At 41.6% G+C, this 20,893-nt stretch carries 32 protein-coding genes and 1 pseudogene; 23 read left to right on the top strand and 10 right to left on the bottom strand.

What is annotated here, in order from left to right; all coding sequences use genetic code 11:
* Window positions 1-89 precede the first annotated feature (89 nt).
* The 7 genes from Xish_RS00165 to Xish_RS00195 form a co-directional block, all read right to left on the bottom strand.
* On the bottom strand, window positions 90-491 hold the full coding sequence (locus Xish_RS00165; protein WP_099116182.1) for a type II toxin-antitoxin system PemK/MazF family toxin: 402 nt from the start codon (window positions 489-491) through the stop codon (window positions 90-92).
* 317 nt (window positions 492-808) lie between these two features.
* Complete coding sequence (locus Xish_RS00170; protein WP_099116183.1) at window positions 809-1,228, bottom strand: antiterminator Q family protein; 420 nt, start codon at window positions 1,226-1,228, stop codon at window positions 809-811.
* Window positions 1,228-2,205, bottom strand: coding sequence for a DUF7146 domain-containing protein (locus Xish_RS00175; protein WP_099116184.1), 978 nt, complete (start codon window positions 2,203-2,205; stop codon window positions 1,228-1,230). The genes Xish_RS00170 and Xish_RS00175 overlap by 1 nt, the downstream gene beginning before the upstream one ends.
* Window positions 2,202-3,833 carry a DEAD/DEAH box helicase gene (locus Xish_RS00180; protein ID WP_099116185.1) on the bottom strand — a complete coding sequence of 544 codons (1,632 nt, stop codon included), beginning with the start codon at window positions 3,831-3,833 and terminating at the stop codon, window positions 2,202-2,204. Before Xish_RS00180 ends, Xish_RS00175 begins: the two co-directional genes overlap by 4 nt.
* Window positions 3,834-4,061: 228 nt before the next feature.
* Window positions 4,062-4,436 (bottom strand): hypothetical protein, encoded by a 375-nt coding sequence (locus tag Xish_RS00185; protein WP_099116186.1) that lies wholly within the window; start codon window positions 4,434-4,436, stop codon window positions 4,062-4,064.
* A gap of 228 nt (window positions 4,437-4,664) precedes the next feature.
* On the bottom strand, window positions 4,665-4,955 hold the full coding sequence (locus Xish_RS00190; protein ID WP_244185854.1) for a hypothetical protein: 291 nt from the start codon (window positions 4,953-4,955) through the stop codon (window positions 4,665-4,667).
* Window positions 4,956-5,042: 87 nt separating this feature from the next.
* Window positions 5,043-5,279 (bottom strand): transcriptional regulator, encoded by a 237-nt coding sequence (locus Xish_RS00195; RefSeq protein WP_099116187.1) that lies wholly within the window; start codon window positions 5,277-5,279, stop codon window positions 5,043-5,045.
* A gap of 123 nt (window positions 5,280-5,402) precedes the next feature.
* On the opposite strand from Xish_RS00195, the gene Xish_RS00200 reads away from it, so the two are divergent.
* From Xish_RS00200 to Xish_RS00210, 4 genes are all read left to right on the top strand, one after another.
* On the top strand, window positions 5,403-6,014 hold the full coding sequence (locus Xish_RS00200; protein WP_099116188.1) for a helix-turn-helix domain-containing protein: 612 nt from the start codon (window positions 5,403-5,405) through the stop codon (window positions 6,012-6,014).
* Between the two features lie 403 nt (window positions 6,015-6,417).
* Window positions 6,418-6,681, top strand: coding sequence for a hypothetical protein (locus tag Xish_RS00205; protein WP_099116189.1), 264 nt, complete (start codon window positions 6,418-6,420; stop codon window positions 6,679-6,681).
* Entirely contained in the window at window positions 6,678-6,848 is a 171-nt protein-coding gene (locus Xish_RS18295; protein ID WP_141553922.1) for a host cell division inhibitor Icd-like protein, read from the top strand. The genes Xish_RS00205 and Xish_RS18295 overlap by 4 nt, the downstream gene beginning before the upstream one ends.
* 23 nt (window positions 6,849-6,871) lie before the next feature.
* On the top strand, window positions 6,872-7,129 hold the full coding sequence (locus Xish_RS00210; RefSeq protein WP_099116190.1) for a hypothetical protein: 258 nt from the start codon (window positions 6,872-6,874) through the stop codon (window positions 7,127-7,129).
* Here Xish_RS00210 and Xish_RS00215 read toward each other — a convergent pair.
* Window positions 7,107-7,340 (bottom strand): hypothetical protein, encoded by a 234-nt coding sequence (locus Xish_RS00215; RefSeq protein ID WP_099116191.1) that lies wholly within the window; start codon window positions 7,338-7,340, stop codon window positions 7,107-7,109. The two genes, Xish_RS00210 and Xish_RS00215, sit on opposite strands and share 23 nt — an antisense overlap.
* A gap of 100 nt (window positions 7,341-7,440) precedes the next feature.
* On the opposite strand from Xish_RS00215, the gene csrA reads away from it, so the two are divergent.
* The 13 genes from csrA to Xish_RS00280 all read left to right on the top strand — a co-directional run bounded on the left by csrA (window position 7,441) and on the right by Xish_RS00280 (window position 12,468).
* Window positions 7,441-7,620, top strand: coding sequence for a carbon storage regulator CsrA (gene csrA, locus Xish_RS00220; protein WP_099116192.1), 180 nt, complete (start codon window positions 7,441-7,443; stop codon window positions 7,618-7,620).
* The gene (locus Xish_RS00225) at window positions 7,607-7,828 is read left to right on the top strand and encodes a hypothetical protein (RefSeq protein ID WP_099116193.1); all 222 of its coding nucleotides are present in this window, start codon (window positions 7,607-7,609) and stop codon (window positions 7,826-7,828) included. Before csrA ends, Xish_RS00225 begins: the two co-directional genes overlap by 14 nt.
* Window positions 7,829-7,845: 17 nt before the next feature.
* Window positions 7,846-8,217, top strand: a complete 372-nt coding sequence (locus Xish_RS00230; protein ID WP_099116194.1) for a hypothetical protein — start codon at window positions 7,846-7,848, stop codon at window positions 8,215-8,217.
* Window positions 8,218-8,270: 53 nt separating this feature from the next.
* Window positions 8,271-8,687 (top strand): hypothetical protein, encoded by a 417-nt coding sequence (locus Xish_RS00235; protein ID WP_099116195.1) that lies wholly within the window; start codon window positions 8,271-8,273, stop codon window positions 8,685-8,687.
* A gap of 70 nt (window positions 8,688-8,757) precedes the next feature.
* On the top strand, window positions 8,758-9,093 hold the full coding sequence (locus Xish_RS00240; protein WP_099116196.1) for a hypothetical protein: 336 nt from the start codon (window positions 8,758-8,760) through the stop codon (window positions 9,091-9,093).
* The gene (locus Xish_RS00245) at window positions 9,090-9,371 is read left to right on the top strand and encodes an ANR family transcriptional regulator (protein WP_099116197.1); all 282 of its coding nucleotides are present in this window, start codon (window positions 9,090-9,092) and stop codon (window positions 9,369-9,371) included. The genes Xish_RS00240 and Xish_RS00245 overlap by 4 nt, the downstream gene beginning before the upstream one ends.
* Window positions 9,358-9,546: a PerC family transcriptional regulator gene (locus Xish_RS00250; protein ID WP_099116198.1), complete on the top strand. Its 189-nt coding sequence runs from the start codon at window positions 9,358-9,360 to the stop codon at window positions 9,544-9,546. The genes Xish_RS00245 and Xish_RS00250 overlap by 14 nt, the downstream gene beginning before the upstream one ends.
* Entirely contained in the window at window positions 9,546-9,764 is a 219-nt protein-coding gene (locus tag Xish_RS00255) for a hypothetical protein (protein ID WP_099116199.1), read from the top strand. The genes Xish_RS00250 and Xish_RS00255 overlap by 1 nt, the downstream gene beginning before the upstream one ends.
* Window positions 9,764-10,621, top strand: coding sequence for an ORF6N domain-containing protein (locus Xish_RS00260; protein WP_099116200.1), 858 nt, complete (start codon window positions 9,764-9,766; stop codon window positions 10,619-10,621). The genes Xish_RS00255 and Xish_RS00260 overlap by 1 nt, the downstream gene beginning before the upstream one ends.
* Window positions 10,621-11,223, top strand: a complete 603-nt coding sequence (locus tag Xish_RS00265) for a hypothetical protein (protein ID WP_099116201.1) — start codon at window positions 10,621-10,623, stop codon at window positions 11,221-11,223. Before Xish_RS00260 ends, Xish_RS00265 begins: the two co-directional genes overlap by 1 nt.
* Before the next feature lie 12 nt (window positions 11,224-11,235).
* The gene (locus Xish_RS00270; RefSeq protein ID WP_099116202.1) at window positions 11,236-11,799 is read left to right on the top strand and encodes a hypothetical protein; all 564 of its coding nucleotides are present in this window, start codon (window positions 11,236-11,238) and stop codon (window positions 11,797-11,799) included.
* A complete protein-coding gene (locus tag Xish_RS00275; protein WP_099116203.1) occupies window positions 11,796-12,161 on the top strand; it encodes a hypothetical protein in 366 nt (121 codons plus the stop codon). The genes Xish_RS00270 and Xish_RS00275 overlap by 4 nt, the downstream gene beginning before the upstream one ends.
* Entirely contained in the window at window positions 12,151-12,468 is a 318-nt protein-coding gene (locus Xish_RS00280) for a hypothetical protein (protein WP_099116204.1), read from the top strand. Before Xish_RS00275 ends, Xish_RS00280 begins: the two co-directional genes overlap by 11 nt.
* A gap of 138 nt (window positions 12,469-12,606) precedes the next feature.
* On the opposite strand, the gene Xish_RS00290 is transcribed toward Xish_RS00280, so the two are convergent.
* Window positions 12,607-13,869 (bottom strand): tyrosine-type recombinase/integrase, encoded by a 1,263-nt coding sequence (locus tag Xish_RS00290; protein ID WP_099116206.1) that lies wholly within the window; start codon window positions 13,867-13,869, stop codon window positions 12,607-12,609.
* Window positions 13,870-14,080: 211 nt separating this feature from the next.
* On the opposite strand from Xish_RS00290, the gene Xish_RS00295 reads away from it, so the two are divergent.
* The 3 genes from Xish_RS00295 to lhgO all read left to right on the top strand — a co-directional run bounded on the left by Xish_RS00295 (window position 14,081) and on the right by lhgO (window position 17,453).
* Complete coding sequence (locus tag Xish_RS00295; protein WP_279625650.1) at window positions 14,081-14,212, top strand: TAXI family TRAP transporter solute-binding subunit; 132 nt, start codon at window positions 14,081-14,083, stop codon at window positions 14,210-14,212.
* Between the two features lie 75 nt (window positions 14,213-14,287).
* Complete coding sequence (locus tag Xish_RS00300; RefSeq protein WP_099116207.1) at window positions 14,288-16,258, top strand: TRAP transporter permease; 1,971 nt, start codon at window positions 14,288-14,290, stop codon at window positions 16,256-16,258.
* Complete coding sequence (gene lhgO / locus Xish_RS00305) at window positions 16,251-17,453, top strand: L-2-hydroxyglutarate oxidase (RefSeq protein WP_099116208.1); 1,203 nt, start codon at window positions 16,251-16,253, stop codon at window positions 17,451-17,453. The genes Xish_RS00300 and lhgO overlap by 8 nt, the downstream gene beginning before the upstream one ends.
* A 387-nt stretch (window positions 17,454-17,840) precedes the next feature.
* Here the strand turns inward: lhgO and Xish_RS00310 are convergent, their stop codons facing one another.
* Window positions 17,841-18,401, bottom strand: coding sequence for a hypothetical protein (locus Xish_RS00310; protein WP_099116209.1), 561 nt, complete (start codon window positions 18,399-18,401; stop codon window positions 17,841-17,843).
* Between the two features lie 310 nt (window positions 18,402-18,711).
* Between Xish_RS00310 and Xish_RS19275 the strand changes: the two are divergent.
* The 3 genes and pseudogenes from Xish_RS19275 to Xish_RS00320 all read left to right on the top strand — a co-directional run.
* Window positions 18,712-18,876: pseudogene (locus Xish_RS19275) on the top strand (IS982 family transposase); the annotation flags it as partial.
* Between the two features lie 516 nt (window positions 18,877-19,392).
* Window positions 19,393-19,527, top strand: a complete 135-nt coding sequence (locus Xish_RS19090) for a hypothetical protein (RefSeq protein WP_279625587.1) — start codon at window positions 19,393-19,395, stop codon at window positions 19,525-19,527.
* A 145-nt stretch (window positions 19,528-19,672) separates the two neighbouring features.
* Window positions 19,673-20,863 (top strand): Bcr/CflA family efflux MFS transporter, encoded by a 1,191-nt coding sequence (locus tag Xish_RS00320; RefSeq protein WP_099116210.1) that lies wholly within the window; start codon window positions 19,673-19,675, stop codon window positions 20,861-20,863.
* Window positions 20,864-20,893 lie beyond the last annotated feature (30 nt).

Genomic DNA, 20,893 nt, shown 5'->3' on the forward strand with positions numbered 1-20,893 from the left:
TTTTCCGCACCTAGCTTCCTACTCGGAAGTCTTACAAGTCCCATAAGGGTTCGAAAAGAAGTATCGAATAGTAGGGTCGGAATGTCAAGCTATTTGACTAGGTGAGACATACCTATCCCATGAAGAACAGCATTCTTTATTAACCTCACTTCATTATCAGATAGTTGTGGCTCTATGTAACACCTGCCTTCCCAAGTTCGGGCCTTAATTTTATCAAGTCGCCCTGTAGAAACAGTCGTGATCATGTCACACTTCGCCCAGCATCTGACATACTCTTTCCCCGGTATCGGGTTTTCTAACAATTCATGGTGATGACTAAGCGCTGGTATAGGCTCTGTTGTGCTTATGGGTACAACAGTAACCAGCTTACTATTCTGTCTGTTTCTGGCTATCACAATGATTGGTCTTATTTTTACGATTTCGGGAACAATTAGTCCTTTAAAGTCACACATAAGAACGGAACCCACACGTGGCTGATACCTTAATCCCATTGCTCATATCTGGTTAGTTAACAATCGAATGATATTACACCAAATATTGTACTTTTTCACATCAAAAAGCCCGCGCAATGCATAAGCCTGAATTTAGTCTTGTAATAATGATTTACAGGCTTAGTTGTAAACTCAAAGTTTATTACTGTGCAAAACAAAAAACCCCGCCGAAGCGAGGTAAAATGTCTGAAATAAATAAACCAGATGATAACGCTACATCACTGTTTCTCATCTGTCGAGAAAAGCCAATAAGCTACGTGACATAGCTATCACTCTTATCACAATAGCAGCGTTTTTACGATCGTAAAGATTTATTTTTAAAAGTTACTGCATAATTGGTGTTGGTTAATATCCAGTGGCTCTTTCTGGATGTATTTATCCATTTCCAGTGAAATATCCAGCATCATTAACATGCCCTCGATAACGCCCTCTGCCTTTTGTAGCCTCTTCCCAATGTGCGTATCAGAGCAATGATGGTCATATGCTAACTGCATAAACGTCTTACCAAATACGTAATAATCGAACAATAAATCATGAGCCTCGCTATTGTTCTTGTTCAGTCTCGCCATGCAGCCGGAAATAATGATGGCATCATCATCACAGCACTGCGGGCGTGACTTAACCTTGTTTGGGATTAACCCCTTAAATCCTGCCGCAATAGACGACCAGTAAACCCCTTCCTGATTGTCAGCCGCCCACGCTCCCCAACGTTCCATGATCAGTTGAATATCACGCATTATGCTGTCTCCGCTGTCTTTTTCGGAAATACCAATTCTCTGGCCTGATCCCCGTTCTGGAGCAGGTCGTTAAAATCCCCAAAGTCAGGCCAACGAACACTGACCTTTTCTAAGTCGTTATTCGCTTTCAGATTTTTAGTCGCGCACACCATTGCCGCCGCATGACCTGTGGCGCTCCAGTCGTTATCTGCGAAGATAATTAAATGCTTAACCCCTTTGGGAACCAGAAAGCGCTCCATAAGCCCCGCATTTACCACTGACCAGGTATTCACCCCGTAGATTTGTTTACAGGACAATGCGGTTTCGATGCCCTCCGCAATCCCCAATGTCGAATCGACTGGGAAAAGACGGATCGCTAGTGACTGGGCATGGTCGCGATAGCTATCTTCCTGCATCGCATCCAGTTTCTTTTGTGGCGTGATGTCCGCTTTTTTATCGCCATCAAGATAGGTGCGGTGCAGGTAACACAATGTCCCTTTAGCGTCCGTCACTAATGACCAGATAGCTTGTAGTTTCCCGTTACGAACAGGCTGCTCGGCGCAGTACTTCACATTGTCAGCAGGCAAAACATGAATGCCCCGATTTCGCAGATAGGCTTCGCCCTGTGTACCTTTCAGGTTGGATAAGTTGGTATAGCAGGCGGTCACTCTGTTTCTGAATGTGGTGATATTGGTCTCTTTTTTCCCCACGCTACGTTTATCGGACTGGATGCCCAGCAACAGATCAATCTCATCAGCCAGCGCCTTGTATTCTTTGCCCTGTGTCAGGGTGAGTAACTTCCAGCCATCCCCTGCGTTACAGGTGCAGATGAACGTTCCCCTGCCATCCCGATCATCAATGCGGAACTTGCCTTTTTGCTTACAGATTGGACAGTTGCCCTTGAAGTGCCTCTTTCCTGTCACCGGTGGCAATTTGTAATAAGCGAAGATCTCAGGCCAGCGCCCAATAACCGCATCGGCGGTTTTTATTCTGTTCATCGTGCTTCTCCCTGACTGGATGACATACCAAAGTGCTCGCGGATATCACTGACCCGACGTTGTACAGCCTCAAGGCTCAGTTCCTGCTGTTCGTCACTGGACGGCGGCGCTTGCTCCGCTTTCTTGCGGGATTTCGCCCACGCAATCTGTTTATGTTTGATAAAGTTATTCACTTCGGGGGTCAGTTCCTGCGGGGTATCATGAAACCCACGCGGCCAGACGCCGAACTTGTCTTTAAACGTGTTGGATACCCAGCCATCACTGATAGTCTTTCCTTGTGAGGCGCGCTGGTTCTGGTAGCACTTTAATTGTGAGTAGAAGCTCTGCTTTTCGGCCTGTGTGTAGATGCGCTCTTTCTTGCTGAGTTTTTGGATGGTGCGACTAGTATCGACCTCAATATCTTCACCTGATAGCGGCTTAAAGTCGCATTTCGGGCAGACATAAACGCCTGCGGGTTTCATGTAATGGCAGGAGGGGCATTCTTTCGGTAACTTCTCGCGCTTCTCCTGCTCGCGGTAACTGTCACGGGTTTTCATGCCGTCGTTTTTGCTGGGCAGCTCGTCATACTCGATATCATCAGGGTAACCGAGGCGGTGGACTGTGCCGGAGTGATCCAGAATGATGCACCTGTCCTTACCTTTGGCAGTACGCAGGCCTCTGCCGATTGTTTGGAGCCAGCGAATTTCTGACTTGGTGGGTCGAGCGTAGATAATGCACCGCACATCACTGTCAAAACCCGCCACCAACACGCCCACATTGACGATGATTTTCGTTGCACCCTGCTCAAACTGATGGATAATCAGATCTCTTTCTTCGTGCGGCGTACTGGCAGTCATGACTTTCGCGTTAACACCAGCGCGATTGAATTCGACCGTGATAAAATTGGCATGGCTGACATTGACACAAAAACAAATCGTGGGCTGGTTCTCACCCAGCTTAAGCCAGCTACTGACCACATCCCCCACCAAGTCAGCCCCGCACATGATTTCGGCTATCTCATCTTCCTTGTAATCACTGCCGTATACCGGATTGGTGGAGGATTTCACCCCCGTTAAATCAGGTTTTGTTGGGGCATAGAACTCATAACTACTCAGATCACCACGCTGGATTAACTCTTTTATCGTGGTCGGCTTAATCAGCTTCTGGTAGTAGTGACCGAGGAACGGCGAAAACGGTGTGCCCGACAAGCCAATGACCTTGCACTCTGTTTCGGTTGTCAGTCGGGTGATTTCTTCCAGTATCTTCTTGCGTTTCAGGTGTGCTTCATCAATCACCAGCAGATCGATATCTTCGGGAAAGTCACGGCGAATTAGCGTGTCCGCCGACGCAATTTGAATTAGCTTAGACGAATCTTGATTGGGGTGATCACGCCAGATATAAGCGATTTCATCTTCCGGTAACCCATACTCGATAAAGCGCTGGGCAGTCTGATTTATCAGGACGGTAAATGGGGCAACGAAGAGAACCCGCATTCCCTTTGACATAAAGCCGTAGGTGATAAATGCGGATAATCCAGTCTTGCCTGCGCCTGTGGGTGCGTACACCATGAAAGAGTTAAAGTTCTTCCAGTCCTGACGCAGCATGTTTAGCGCGCGTTCCTGAGCAAAGTTGGGGGTAATTTCTAGCATGATGTTACTCCCTTTATTTTTCTGTGTTGCCGTGCGATACTTTGCGCAGGTAACTTTTCGTTAGTACCTGCTGCAAGAGCCTGAACAGTTTTGCTCGCCAAAGTGTCGCTGTTCGGTTTCTTGCACCCTCTTACATTTCCATTCTTCGTTAACATCGATACCCTCACTTGAATAATTTTCACTGCCAGAGCACAACCTTTCCTAACTTCTGTGACTTCTCAGCCCTTGCTAGCACCTGAACTTGGTAGCACGGATCACATCAACCCCGTTCACGCTGTAACGCAAAGGTTGCTTGCCATCTTTGAGCAGCACGAAGCCGGATATACCCGCGGGCAGCTCGCTTAATTTCAACAGTGATCGTTTGCGCGGTGATCGGTTGTCAGCCTCGATAGCGCATTTCGCCCCTGCGCGAGTGGTCACCATGTAATCGACGCGACCATTTCGGCCATCGCTTAATCCGGTCACGGTGAAATTCTTTTGCAGGAACCAGCCTTGCTCACGGATCTTTGCTGTGAGTACCGCTTCAAAGTTCTGCATGTCGGCGACAGTGAGAAATTGCTCTTCCAGCAAGGTGATTAATTTTTCTTTCAGTTCTGTGCTCATTTTTGTTTCCTCAATGGTTATTTTGTATCACTTGGGTAGTACAGCGATTTTTGAAACCCTATTAGTGCACTTAATTAACTTATGTATTCCCTACTGAGATCTATTTAAGTAATGTGTTCTTACTTGGCTGTGCTTTACCTTACTGAACTCCCCAATCCCCCCTTACCCCCCTGGTCCTCTTCCCTATCGATGTACTAGTTAGGCGATACATATAAACTCCAAAATTAATTACTGGTTAACCACCCTCAACGGCTCGTCCGTATACCCCTGCGCCGCTCTTTCGTACTTCACAACAAATTCCCTGAGCCGGATGTTGGCAGCTCGTCGCGCTGCGTTGTCTTTGCGGTATGAAACGGGTTCCTCATTCCATGCCGCCTGATACACTTCTGAGTACTTGGCAGTTATCTTTGCCCGTGTGCTAACCCGTAGTTTCCCCAGCATCTCCTGAATCCATGCGCCATCGTCTGGGTAGAAATGCGATGGCATGGTGACTTTGATGTAGTCAGGAAAGTGCCCCATAACTAAATCCCGATCACAGACAACAACCACACACCCCAGATCGGAATGACCACCAGCGCAAGTACAGAAACAACCACCGGCTGAATGTTATTCATGGCTTGCCTCCGTGGGCGGTGGGAAGACTTTGGGCAGATCGGGGCGTAGTTCGTGGGCTTGGACTGCACCGTTTGAAAACGCCACAATGTCAGGAACCAAAGAGACTGAAACTCTCTTTTTTCTGTATAACCATGAACTTATAAGTGACTGTCTACACCCTAAAATTTCAGCTAGCCTCGTTTGGCTTCCCGCAATGCTTATTATTTTTTCTATTGCTACGTTCTTCATTTATCCCTCCATTAGCTCTATAGTGATAATATTATCACTTTAAATATAAATCAATCACTATGGGTATATTTGTAAACCTATCACTTTAGAGATAGAATTAGTAAAAAATCTAACGAGGTAGATATGACTCTTGCAGATAGACTGAAAGAAGCCATGAAAGAAAGAGGGCTTACACAGTCCGCTCTCGCAAAAGAAGCGGATATGGCTCAATCCATGATATGGAAATTAATTTCTGGAAAGGCAGCAAAGACGGGAAAGCTTGTCGATATAGCGAAAGTTCTGGGGGTTCGCCCTGAATGGCTTAGCGATGGAAGCGGTGATAAATATCAAATGGATGACTCTGACATAGCTATTATGCACTACAGCCACTCAATGGCTGTAAAAATCTATGACGAAGAGAATGAAACAAACGAAGTATTTATGGTGCCCGTGTTTTCGGAATCACCTAAAGACCTTGCTTCGTGTCGAGCTTATAGAATTACTCAAAATACTGGTTGCTCAGAAGCACCAGAGGGAACATTGATCGTTATCGACAAATTAGTGGAAGCAGCCAATAACGATTTAGTTTATGCGCGCATAGGAAAGAACTACTCTGTTTATCGTTATGTGCAAGGTGGTTCTATGGATTTCTTGTCTGTTGATGACAGCAGAGTGCCATTGATAGCCGTGTCTCCCAATGTTGAAATTATAGGTGTTATTGTATATTTATTTCGTGAAATGAAGCGGAGGCGATAATCCCCATCCTCAACTTCAACTTCAATCTTCCTTGCGTAGACTCCTGGGTTCACTCGAAATACTTCCAAATCATCCCCCTTTTATTCTAAAGCACTGTTTTTACATACAGTGCTTTAAATATTACTTAAATTCACGTAATTATCAAGGTAAAAAACAATTTATCTATCATTGAATTAAATTCATTCAATTTCAATAGCATAATAGAAAAATTAAATTTTTATCACTTTAGGTATAGACTAGTTAAACCTTTAGTGATAACGTTATTTGCAGCAAGGTGATAAGAGTAATCACCAAGGGTTAAAAGGGGTTTTGACAGATGGTTGGCCGTAACTCCAGTTAATTTCCAATAAGGAAAATTGAAATCAGTGGATATCATAATTTAAATAAAAAAGAGCCTTATGCTATGGATATAAGAAATAAAAATGAGTTCAAAAAACACATACCTATCACTTATATGGCAAATCAAAAACATGAAGAACCAATCCCAAATTATTCTCTAAAGGTATTCCAAGACTGCGTTTATATACTTTACAAGAGAAATGGTAGATACATGATATTGGTTGACGTTTTTAAAAACCCAAGCGAAGCCAACAAAAAAGCTCAGGATATTATTAATGAATATCAAGAATTGAAAAAATATTTCATTTCCAAGGAGCATGACTCATGAAAACATTTATCTTCGGCGCAATTGAACGCTCCAATATGGAACAAACACGCCCTATATGTGTTAAAGCTCAAGCGCGCGATGAACAAGAAGCAAGAAGGTTATTAGCACCCTTATATGTCATTTACGGCTGGATGGGTCAAATAGTTAATTGTAACCAAGGTAAATAATATTAATTTTGAGGGGAAATAAAATGCAAAAGAAAGAACCTGAAATAATCACAAATGGTAACAACGAAAAAATAATTGAATTACGGGTCAACGGCGCACCTTTGTGTTATTTGAATACAAAATCTGCAATATCGGCTGATTATTTATTTTTCCTTAAAGCGGTGTTGGAGGCGCTATCAGTTGATAGTACCTCATTGGAACATGAAGCTAATTTGGCTGGGAAAACGACAATTCATGAACATGAAGCATTTGCTGCGATTAAAGATCCCATAAATCTTTAATGAATGAATCAACATGAATTGTGCTGCTGCCTTTAGTGGCTTTTAAATAAAAATTAATCACGTTATCGGGTAAATGAGTATTCCATTTATTAAATGAATGTTGTGGGAAATACTCCTTAAAAATGCTTGCTACTGCATTTTCTCCGGTGCTGAGGTCTGAAATCATACGGCATTGCAATAAGCATTTAGCAATGAGTGTAGATTTAAGCATGCTTAATTACCTTTTTTTGTTATGAGAACGGTTAAGAGTAGCACCACCTGAAAGGTAAAATAAAAAGGTAAATCAGCATAATTTGATCAAGGAGGCATAAATGTTAATTCTAACCCGTCGCCGACAAGAGAAAATCATCATAGGTGATGATATCGAAGTTGTAATATTAGGTATCAACGGCAATCAAATTAAAATAGGCGTTAAAGTACCCGAAGGTATTTCTGTGCACCGTGAGGAAATATATCAACGTATTCAGCAAGAATATAATGAGACAGAATGATATGAAAACAAAAATATCAGTTGGTGATAAATCTTATTTAGAGAATGCATTGGAAATTAATGAAGAAATGCAGGCTTTATTAGCACCATTATTAAAATTAGCTGAGGAAGATATAGATACCGATGTTTATTTAAAGTTACGAGCCGCGCATAGATTGTCAATGTGTCAGTATCGTGACCTTAATGCATTAAACAATAACTTCGAATAAATATATCAGGGTGGAATATGTCAAACAAACTACAAACCGCCGTAGAAATTGCAGAAGAAATTGAAGCCGCGATGTTTCCCGTAGTAACTGCAACTCAGAATGAAGCAGAACCGGATACTTATTTAATATGTCGTGGTGTGCATCGTCAGGCATGTAATTTAGCTCAGCGGTTAAGGGACATAAATAAAGATTATATCATGTCAGATAATCAGGCATTCGATGAATTGGAAGGTGTTGCGAGTGAAATAGAAAATCTAAGAACATATGTTTCTTTATTAATTGATACGGATAAAAGTCTGACCGGTGCACAATTACTTAGTATTGCATTGATTGCAGTGTGTAATATAGGCAAAGAAATAGCACGAGTCCGAGGAATAGAATATCAATAAATAATATCCGTCTCTGTAATTAACACAATTATAAATTATAAGGAAAATAACCAATGACAACCCTAAAACCTATCGAAATCGCCACAGGCCAAGATATTACTATTGAAACACGTGAAGTTTACGTCGTTCGTGGTGCTAATAAAGCCTATCTGACTGAGAGCGGTGCACTGAATAAATTAGCTTATATTCGGGCGCAAGAGCAGTTTGATGATGAATGCAGACAAAGCAACTATCCTTTAAAAGAAGTTAAACAGGAAGACGGAACAACTAAACTGATGTTTGGTGAAATGCGTCCTGAGTTTATACTGAGGCATTCTCGGATATTAAATGAGTTACAAGACGATATTAAAAAAGAAAAGGAGTTCCTTCGACTTAAAAAAGAACACGCTAAGAAAATGGAAGAACATAAAAGAGTATATGATGAATTAATGGAATTAGATAATAAACTCTGCTCATTACAAACAAAATAAAATAACAAACAAAATTTAATTACAGCGCCATCGCTGGGGGATCGCTTACGCTGAAAACGGGAAATAGAAAATGACACAATCAACTTTACTTGAAAGAAAGCGAAAGGCATTTATTCACGTTAAATTGAATGCATTACAAAAGAAACATGATTGTCACTCTGTGGTAGTCAAAGTGGGAAGATTTAATTACCAACTGGATTTGGACGAAGAAATATTAAACGTAGCCTTAATTCGTTTCTTTGAAATATATGTACAGGAACTCAAGAGCAAACAGGAAGCAGAAAAACTTATTATAGGGACATATAACAGCTTTTATACCAAGTTCGGAAATTTAACCGAAGAAGGTAATGAATTTATGAATGAGATATTAAAACTTATTGCCAAGAAAACGGAGCCAATAACATGACAAATAAATCCTATTTATATCTTGCTGATACAGCCACCCAAAAAGAGAAAGAAGAAAAGTACGACCTTGCAGCCGAATATTGGGAAAAGGCCAAAAATGTAGCCACCAATTTAAAGAATCAACTCTGGGCTGAATATCGTCAAGAACATAACAAAAAAAGACATTCATTACATCATTGCCATAGTACGGCATTAAGAAGCCAAAAAGAAAATAAACGAATGGCCGCAGCATTAAAAAGGCACATGAATAAACAGGCGGTGAATAATGACAGCATATGAACAAGCAATACAAGAAGCCAAAGAATTAGAAAGCCAGAATTTATTTCGTCGTGCTGCTGATAAATGGGGTGATGCTCTTTCTTTATCCAAAGATTACAAGCAAGAACAAGAGTGTACCAAGAATAATCTGCGCTGCGTCCGGAAAGCACAAATCAAAATACAGGAGGGGTGGTAATGGCGAAAAGAAAAAGAAGTAGAACTCAACAGGGTTTTGCGGGAATGACTATTCCTCAAGGAATCAGACTAGAACGCAACGAGGTAGCTGATTACACCAATGTATGTAAGCACCTTTCTAACTTTAAAAAAACCGGCGATCAAATTCAGATGCCATTAAATCGAAAACAGCGCCGTTTAGCGAAAAAAATGAAGATTGGATTTAAGGAAGCGAAATAATGAGCAAGAAAAATGAATTAGTTCCAGTATCAGCCAAAGAATTACAGATCGTTGAGTATCGCGGTCAGCGTGTTGTGACGACCGAGCAGTTAGCTTCGGGGTATGGTGCGACAACCCAGCAAATCACGAACAATTTCAACAGAAACAAATCTCGCTTTATTGAAGGCAAGCATTACCACCGCATCGAAGGTAATGAAGTCGAAATTTTGCGCAACTCATTTAGAGGTGTGCAAATTTCGAGTAAAGCACGCTCCTTTTATCTCTGGACAGAACGCGGCGCAGCGAACCATTCCAAGATGTTAGAAACAGACCAGGCTTGGAATTACTTCGATGATCTGACTGAGTTCTATTTCACCCGCCGCGACAGCATCACAACCGAAGCGGAACTGTTAAGTAATCCCGCGAAGTTACGTTCCATGTTGTCTGTGTATGCCGAAAATGTCGAACGCCTTGAGGGTGAGAACAAAACCCTGAGTGCAACGGTTGGCAGTCTGGAAAAACACTTTACCAAAGGCATAACCCTTCCTGCTTTCTGCAAAGGCCTGAACGGGGTGAATACCGCCAAGATCATGTGGTGGGCGATGGAGCGGAACTGGCTCTACAACGAGCAGAAAGACCCGGAGAAAAAACCGCGCTGGCGTGTCGCTTCCTACGCCCGTGATCGCTACCTCACCGAAGACGAAAACGAGATAAAGCCGCATGGACAAGATCCCTTTATCACCCGTACTGCTGTGCTACTGGAAAAAGGCTGTCATCGTCTTTACGCCCTGTACATGAAAGGCGAGCTTCCCATGAAGAAGAGCTGGAACGGTGAATACCAGCATGACAAAGCGGTTTATACGCCGGAGGTCAAATAATGAAAAAGCCTCATCACACTGAAACAGCATTTGATTACGGCAAGTATGGCGTGATTGTCATCACTGAGGCGGCGAATACTGAAATCGTAGGTTATGTAGAGGCACTGAAATCATTAGACGCAGGTCAGTATGACCGCGATTTATTGCTGGGCTTTGATTTGGTACTGGCTCTCTCTCATGGCTGGAAAGCGGGCTTTTATGAGCCAAACAATGAACAACGGTTGATGTTGTGGCGGTGGATTGTGTCAGCTTCATTCGTGCAAGAGCAAATAGACAGAAACGGCACCCGTGAGGTTGATAACGGTCAGGGCGGCACTGATACCGCCGCTATCTATATTAATGGTGCATCTGCAATCACGGTATACCCACTAGCAGAACGCCTGATGCTGGCAACCCATATTGAGGGGATCGCCTTTGAGCAGTGCGGTAGCAAAGAAGGCGCGGATATGGCGGTCAGAATGTACATGGATTTCGTCAATAAGCAGCCAGAGGAAGGTAACTGGTTATCCGAGAAAGGGCGTGAGGGACTTTCTATCCTGCACGATAGCTTAATCGAAGCGGTCGAGTCTGGTGAGTTTGACTCTACGCCGATCTTTCATTGAGAGGAGGCTCACATGATAACGAAAAACTTTCGCCTCAACGCACTCGCGAATACTTACGCAGCCTCCATCTATCACGACGTAACGACCCGTAACGGCGGCGATCACTTCACGATGCAAGTTGGAAAAACAGAAATCAACGTCGCTATTGTCGATGGAGTAAAAGGCATTCGTGAACTGGTGGACACCCAAAGTGGCAGAAGTGAAGATAACTCCGAAGAAAAACAAAAGGGGCAAGAAATCATGATCAACATCGATAACGCACAGAATGAAATTGGTTTATCCGGTCATATTGACGACGGGCGCGAGTGGGCAGATTGGTTATTGAAGAAGGCAAATGAAAGCAAGAAAGCCCAAGTAATCCCTTGGGTGAGCGTTCAGGACAGGATGCCTGTAGATGATGATAAGTGGGTTCCTTTGTGTCTTGTTTATGTTTCTTTTGGTTCCATTTCCCGTGCAGGTTACGACTACTGGAATACTGACACGCAACAATGGTCAGAACACGAAAACGATGAGGTCACCCACTGGTGCTACATGGATGATGTCCCTGCGCCAGTAGTAGAGGAGAAACGGGCATGAATAAAATTAAAAATCCAGTTGTTCTGGTCAATATCCATGAGAATCACGCAGACAGCCTGACTGTCGCAGTCACCGATGGCTCTAATGATTGGCGTGATATGCAATTGGCCATAGCGGCTAATTTAGATAAACCAATTGGAGATGATAACCAAAGATTGATAGATCATGTTTTGTTTTATACCGCTCAGGCATTAGTGAAGTCACGGGAAGAAAACAAAAAATTAAAAGAGGTGATTCGAGACATTTGTAACGATTGTGGAGAGACCGAATGCGGTCATTACAATATACGTTACACAATTGACATGGATATCATCACCGCAGCGTGTAAGTTAATTGAGGATATGGACAAAAATGACCAATAACTCCTTCCACCTGACTCAAATCATCGCCTCAGTCTGGGGCGATCCTGCTGATATCACCGATGTAGTCTGGCATTCTGGATACCGTAAGCCAGAACGGGGAGAAAAGGAAATCGCCGAACTCGTTATTGACATCATGAACGGGGTGCCCGATGAGGTGCCCTACTCCGCAAGACCGAAGAATTTGAGCGATATTCTCATAGCAGAACTGAGCGACATTATTTTCGGCGCAACGTGGGGTGATAAAGCAACACCTGCAAAGGTGGCGAGGGTTATTTTGGAAAATGGATATCAGAAAGGAGGCGAGTGATGGCAGAATCACCCTACATCAAAACAAAGGAACTGGCAGATCGGTATGGTGTAAAACCGCACACAATAAGATTGTGGTGCAGCAATGGGAAGCAGAAAAGAGAAGGCTTCCCAAAGCCCAGATTTAAATCTGACCAGCTTAACTTTTTACGGCAAGATATTCTTGAGTGGGAGGGCGGGAAACAATTTTAGTCAGCTTATCCCACCAGCGCTCGTATGCCTCTCTCTGCTCATTTAGGTAGGTGTGCTTATCGTACACCTGCCACACACCCGGTAGTTTATGACCAATCATGATTTCAGCTACGTGAGGCGATGTTAATTCAGATACTCCGGTGCGCATGGTTCTTCGTAAGTCGTGGATTGACCAAGAAACATAGGAATCACCAAGATATTCAGACATTTTTTTATTGAGAGTTAAGATTATGTTAGAATAACTTCTCTTTGTAAATGACTCTCCACGGCGCACAGTAAGCAGATATTCACTCCCATAGTTTAATTTCTTCGCCTGCCCAATTAACTCCTTAGCCGCAGGAATAATGGGTCTAATAATGGGTTTTTTAGATCTTCTGCCTGTCTTGTGATTTTTAGGAGGAACAATCCAAACATTCTTCTCATAGTCAAAGTCGCTAACTTTGGCTTTCAATAGCTCACCAATACGACAACCAAATAACAAGCACAATTTTATTATTAGTGCATTACGTGGATTATATTTAGGGTTATTAATAACACAGAAAAGAACCACCAATTCTTCTTCGCTCAATGTTCTTTCGCCAATTTCAGAATCTAAATCGGTATCGTCATCTATATATTTTCCACTTATATCACTTTTTTCTACATCAGATAATGGAGTGAGGTTGGTTATTCCCCTCCGAACAGCCCACTTATGAGCCTTCTTAGAATATGTTAATATGCGATCACCAATAGAAGGAACCTGTTTGGCAACATCTTCAATCAAAGAAAGCCAGACATGAAGTGTCAGCTCGTCATGGGGTAATTTGCCGATTTTTGGGAAGACATAAATTTCGAAAGAACGTAATATATTATCAGCATTAACCTTTGTTCCCTGCATTGTAATTTTCCACCACTCCCGTATTAATTCCTCTACGGTCACAGCGCTTAATGCTGACTCTTTGTGTATCCGTTTAACTATTTTAGGATTACGGTGTTGTTCCAATTCTCCACGGTAGGAAGTTACAGCGTCACGAGCTTCTTTTAAGCTAGTTGCTGGATAGGTTCCGATGTCAATTCGATCCCCTTTCCCGTTCCAGCGATACCTGAGTTGAAATATGATTTTTCCTTTAGGTGTCACACGAACAGACAGACCATCCCTATCTGACTTGGTAGTGATTTTTTCTTGAGGCCTACCATTAATAGAACGGAGCCAAGAATCAGTAATTGCCATATCATCTTCCTCAAAAAGTAATACAGCTTTTAATGTAGTTTATGTACATCGTTATGTACATTTTTTTCATGACATTTGATGAATCTCTGTGACTATTTATGCTTAAGGAAAGCAGAAAATAAATAAAATTACAATTAAAATCATTATATTAATTAAAAACCCATGATTACGCGTGACTGTTAATGATAAGGTGTGACTAAGTAAATACATTCTGCCTGAAAACGCATTGAAAGGTGTTGCCGTACCATTACATCTTGGTGCATATCGATATTATCGCGAAATTGGCCTGGATATTCCTGACTATCTTGTGCCTCCAGAACTTAAATCTATAGACAGCCAGTAATGATTTTTGACCTGGAATCATAAAGTTCAACGTAATTTTCCCATCATGTTTTGACCATAATATTATGGAGTCACCATGAATACTGATAATGTAACACCATCCACGATGGAGCTGGATAAAGAAGCAGGATCAGGCAGCCGCCATTTAATTGGCTTCTATTTGAAGTTCACGACAATACTTGCCATCGCTATTTCCCTCTACGCTATCTATTCCAATGCGTTATCCAATACGCAGGAATTTAATCGTAATGCCACATTTCTTGCTGGTATTCTGGTGTTAGGCTTTATTCTGTTTCCGATGTCCAAACGTTATTCAACCCCTAAATTTAATTATTGGGATTACTTTTTTATTCTGCTCATATTAGCCAGCTATGGGTATTTTTATTTTACTTACACTGACTTACATGTTGTGCGCAACAGCATTCCTGATACCACAGATTATGTGATGTCTGTCATAGGTATCGGTGTATTATTTGAAGCAGCAAGGCGTACAACCGGCTATTTCATACCGAGTTTATCCATTTTTTCCATCATTTATGCTCTATTTGGCAACTATTTTATGGGAATCTTCGGTCATGCCGGATTTTCACTTGAACGTCTGCTATTCCGTTTATTTATGACCAGTGAAGGGATTTTCGGGATTACCCTCTCCACGGCATCAACAGCAATTATTGTTTTTATCCTGTTTGGTGCATTTTTAAGTGTCAGCGGTGCAACGGCATTATTCAATGACCTGGCTATGGCAATGGCTGGACGTCGCCGTGGAGGTCCTGCCCAGGTTGCAGTTATTTCCTCTGCCCTGACAGGTTCATTGAGTGGCAGTGCGGTTGCCAACGTTGCCACAACCGGAACCTTCACTATTCCCCTGATGAAAAACATCGGCCTGTCTCCCCGTTTTGCCGGTGCTGTCGAAGCGGCGGCATCAACGGGGGGCATGATTATGCCACCGATTATGGGAGCAGCGGCATTTATCATGGCCGGTTTTTTGGGGATTTCTTACACAACCATTGTGATTGCGGCCATCATTCCAGCTCTGCTCTACTACTCAGCCCTGATTATTGCCATTGATCTGGAAGCCAAAAAACAAGGATTGAAAGGTGTCAGCAAGGAAAATATTCCCCAAGTCAAAGCGGTACTCAAATCCCGAGGCCTGCTATTGTTGCCACTCTTTATCGTGATTGGAACTTTATTGACTGGAAAAACGCCGATTTATGCCGGTTTCCTTGGCATTATCGCGATTATTATCGCAAGTTGGATCACACCAGATACTTCTGTACGCATGACGCCCAGAAAAATCGTCGCGGCTCTGAATGAAGCTGCCCGCGGGGCTATTCAGGTCACTGTCGCTTGTGCGGCTATTGGCGTTATTATCTGTGTTGTCACCATGACAGGCATTGGATCAACACTCGCATTCAATATCGTATCTCTGACCGACAATACACTCTGGATGATCCTGCTGGTTGTTATGGTAGTTTGTATTGTCCTCAGTATGGGACTACCTTCAACTGCCTTGTATATTGTTGTTGCAGTGACGGTGTCACCTATATTGATCAAGGCTGGGGTTTTGCCATTAGCTGCCCATTTCTTTGTTTTTTGGTTTGGTGCACTTTCCAATATTACCCCCCCTGTCGCACTAGCCAGTTACACGGCGGCCAGCATCGCCCGCGCTGATCCAATGCAAACCTCATGGAATGCCGTCCATCTGGCACTACCCGGTTTTATCATTCCCTTTATTCTGGTGTACAACCCCGCTTTATTGATACAGGGTGGTGACTTAAACGTCCTGTCTATTGGTTATATGATCCTGACTGCACTGATTGGCATCTATTCACTTTCCGTTGCCAGCGCTAATTTCTGGATGTACAAAACTCATTGGTTAGAAAGAATTCTCTTCGCTATTGCCGCGATCTTGCTAATCAAACCGGGCATATTCACAGACTTGGCCGGAATAGTATTGATTATCGGGGCAGGAACCATGCATTTCTTACGCAATAAATCGGAACATGTAAAAAATAAAAATAATGAGGAACATTCTAAAAATGTATGACGTGATTGTTATTGGTGCAGGATTGGTCGGGCTTGGCACCGCTAATGCCTTACAAGAACAGCATCCGCACTTGCGCTTGCTGATATTAGAAAAAGAAAATAGTGTGGCTGTACACCAAAGTGGTCACAATAGTAACGTTGTGCACTCCGGCATTTATTACACCCCCGGAAGTTTAAAAGCACAACTGGCGAAACAAGGCAACCATACGATATATGAATTTTGTCAGCAACATGGATTATATTACGACCGTTGCGGTAAGGTAATTGTCGCCACACAACTCAAGGAGCTTCCCTTGCTGGAAAATATCTATCAGCGAGGATTGAAAAATGGCCTTGAAGTAAGCCATCTTTCACAAGCTCAATTGAAAGAGCGAGAACCTTATGTCAACGGCCTTGAAGCAATATTAGTACCGGATGCGGGGATCGTAAACTACCCAGAAATTGCAGCAAAATTGGCTGAAATAATTCAAAGTCAGGGTGGAGATATTCATTATCAGCAGCAAGTTGAAGGTATTCACGAACATCGTGATTATATTGAAGTTCAAACTCAGCAAACCCGTTATCAGGCAAAATGGCTGGTGAATTGTGCCGGATTGCACAGTGACAGAATTGCCAAGCTGGCAGGTTATGAGACAGGGATGAAAATCGTTCCCTTCCGTGGTGAATATTATGTTCTGGATAGCAACAAAAACTATCTGGTTAACCATCTGATTTATCCTGTACCTAACCCTGATTTTCCTTTCCTCGGCGTTCATTTTACGCGAATGCACAATGGCAAACGCGATGTTGGCCCAAATGCTGTATTGGCATTTAAGCGCGAGGGATATCACAAAACAGATTTTAACCTACGGGATTTAGCAGAAGTATTGGCTTACAAAGGGTTTTGGAAAATCGCCACACGTTATTTTTGTGAAGGTATGGCTGAAATGCGACGTTCCTTTTCTCGCCCGCTTTTTACCGAAAATGCCCGCCAACTTATTCCTGATTTGCAGCCAGAAGATATCACCCCAGGGCCAGCCGGCGTACGCGCTCAAGCCCTGACCATTGATGGCAAATTAGTGGATGATTTTCACTTTGTGAAAGGCCTTCGTTCACTGCATGTTTGTAATGCACCTTCACCGGCAGCCACGGCTTCAATGGAGATTGGCAGGGAAATTGTGAGGCGATATTTCACGATGGTGAACGACAATCATTAAGCTAATCACACTTCCAGAAAACGCGAGACACATTTTCACAAAGAAGTAACCCGTGTCACGGTATTCGTAGGTTAACCTGCTTAATCAGAGCTCTTCTCGCCACACAGAATTATTGGAACGTTAGCACGCCACAGGCGTACTAACGTTCTGCTATGCTGTATAACTCAGTCACTTGTCTCGAAAATTGTTTTGTTCCGCCACAACTTGGATATCTGACACGAATTACAAGTACGGATAGATTCATCCGATTAGCTGCCAAAGTAACATCACACAATACGGGCTACGGCTGTAGTACTAAGTTGTGCTAAAAACATTCGTTTTTGATACAGGAGAGAAAGCGGAAAAAGTTGGCGGTTATCGCAGCTACCCGGTCACTATCCCTATAAATTAATCAACTATCTCCAAAATAATTTGATTTTTAGGATTAGTGTCACCAGTTTGACATGCTGATTCACTGCCATTACATATAAATTTAAGGGGAACGTTACAGTTTGAATCTGCATGTGTGAAAGTAGTGCTCCAATTCTGATTTACAAAGTCATCTACAGTTGTAACCAATTTAATATTACAGTATCTATCTTTAGAATTTGGAACCATGTACTTAACAGACCATTTCACTACTTTATCTACATTAGTACAACCTTGAAAGAAACCATTATTTGTCTCTAAGTTAAAGGCTGTTTTTCCTTGAGGGTCTAAATCTATTTTTTGGGGTCCTGCCCCATACATACAATCGTATCCAGTACGTGTCATTTCTACCTGTGCAATTACACTATTATTTTTTACGTACATATTGTAGTATGAAGCAAAATTAGAGGGGCCCTTGGTTTTAGTAGTTTCTACTTTCTTATCAATTTGCGCTGTACTTTCTTTAGATAAAGCATTATTTGCAAATAAGATCATAGTCAAAAGTAAAATATATGCTGTATATTCTTTAAAATAATTCATATTAACCTCGACTGCCTAATTGAAATTATATATTACAATACATAAAGTTTATATTAAACTGTAACAAGTTGCAGTTTGCATTGTTTTACATTTGTATATTATAACTATAATCGTATATTTATATTATTTTTATATGTTTTTATGCATTATGATAAATTTTTTGCAATGCAGTACATCTATTTGCCCTATGCTCGGATCTGACGTTATGGCAAGGCCGAATGAAGCAACCGTGTAAGCAATTCCACCACTAAGCAAAACAGGACGGCGACCGAGCCGACCTGACAGTCAGTCAGTGTAGCGGTCAAGAACTTCCGGACAATTTGCTATCGAGAAGTGCTGGGCGCGGGATCTGTGGCACTTGAGTAATCGAATAGCCAGAAAACTGCTTTCTCATACGTTGGGCATTTTTGCTAATTTTAAACAAGGTAAAAGTCAACGCGACTGTTTTCAACAAGCTAACGTTATAGGGTGTTAAAGTCGAGCATCGCGTTAAGTTAATTAATAAGACAAATGACTTTTAGAACCGCAATTTTTAGAAGTGGTTTTCTCCTGAGAGAAGAAATTTTTAAGATTACCACTCAGACTATTTCATGAATGAATTTATTATATAATTAAAGAAATTAATATTTTATATTTTATATTTTATATTTTATATTTTATATTTTATATTTTTTCTTTATAATGTTTGATTATAAACTGACAAACATCTGCAAAGTACAATTGTTAGAATTTACACGATAATAAAAATAAGGAGATCATATTTTAATTCCATCTCACGAAAGTAAAAACATATTAAAGTTTAACAACATGGTTAAATTACATAAAAATGAATTTCATATTTGGTTTTATAAACACTCAGTTACCAAAAAGCAGGGTGTTTCATTTGTCTGCAATATTATTATGAAAATTGGATTCGCCTAATAAGTGCAATTTCTGAAAAAGGCGGTCAGTTGCTATAGTAGGCATCTTTCTCGCCAAAGGAAAATGCACTATGGCCTATACACAACTGACCGAAATAGAAAGATACCAGATTTTCAGCTTAAAAGAAGCCGGTTTTACACCAGGGCGCGAGCACACTATTTTAGCTGCCTTTTGCAGGTTATTATTTTTAAAAAAACAACTTTAATAGTGTTTTTATCGAGTTATATTTGACCAAAAATACAATTCTTTAAACTTTTATAGTCAACCAAAGAGTTAAAGAACGATATAAACATTTTAAGTACGAATATTAATCAAAGTATGCTCGCGCCCTGTATAAAAGGTGAAAAGGCATGAAGTCAAAACTTATTATCATCAATTCGTGCGTTATACTGGTATTGGGGTTATTTTCTATAGATCTTTATAATCCAGCACTCCCTATAATAAAAACCGCACTCGCAATTACTGACAATCAGGCACAAAGCCTTGTTGTTTATTATCTCATTGGTTTCTCTGTATCCCAACTTTTTTATGGGCCTCTTTCCGATAAACACGGACGCATTCCTGTCATTGTATTTTCCTTATTATTTTCCGCTATCGGTAATTATCTGACTTCTACGGCTGAATCATTTCACACACTATCTCTATTCCGGCTTCTGACCGGTATTGGTGCAGGTGGGTGTCCGGTCATTAGCAGAGCTATACTCAGCGATACTTTCCGCGATAAGACAGAATTATCTAAATCGCTGGCTATTTTTTCGATGGCATCACAAGTTTCGCCTGCTTTTGCACCTGTCATTGGCGGGTATATTACAGAATATCTGCCGTGGAAGTTTAATTTTATAGCCCTTACCATAATGATGCTGATAGGTGCATTTTTTGTAAAAATGACGTTGCCGGAAACATCACCGATGAAATCAACAGACAATGGCCGAATAACAGGTTTTCGAATTCTGTTATCTGACATTAATTTTGTTGTATACAGTGTTGTTTCTGCCGTTTTGTTTGCTATTACCATTGGTTATTTTACTGCCAGCCCTTTCGTATTCCAGACACAATTTGAATTATCTTCATCACAGAATGGATATCTGTTTATGGTTTATTCTGCTGGGATTGTAATAGGTTCGTTGCTGACAAAAAAATGGTTGTCACATTCCACACCTGAAAGAATTCTGAAAGTTTCACTCCCGTTATTAGTGTTGTTTACAGCGATGGCGCTCATCTTTATTTATTTTACTCAGATATTGTCGATTGAATTTATCATTATTTATAGTTTTGCGGTAGGGCTAGGATGTGGACTGTCTTCTCCATTATTACTTGGGATAAGTTTGCATGGACATCCAAAATTGTCCGGAACAGGCAGTGCGTTACAAGGCGCACTAAAAATGGCCGGAGCAGCCATTGTATTATGGTTTTTCTCTAGTGGGCATACAACAACAGCAACGGGTTTAATGTGGGGACTTTTCATTCTTGCCTTGATTTGTTTTGTTTTCATTACTTTTACCCTGTATAGGGTATCCGAAACAAAAAACCGGCGCTTATAGAGCAACCAACATTGATAATGTTATCTTCAC

It is taken from the genome of Xenorhabdus ishibashii, assembly GCF_002632755.1.
Classification (GTDB): Bacteria; Pseudomonadota; Gammaproteobacteria; order Enterobacterales; family Enterobacteriaceae; genus Xenorhabdus; species Xenorhabdus ishibashii.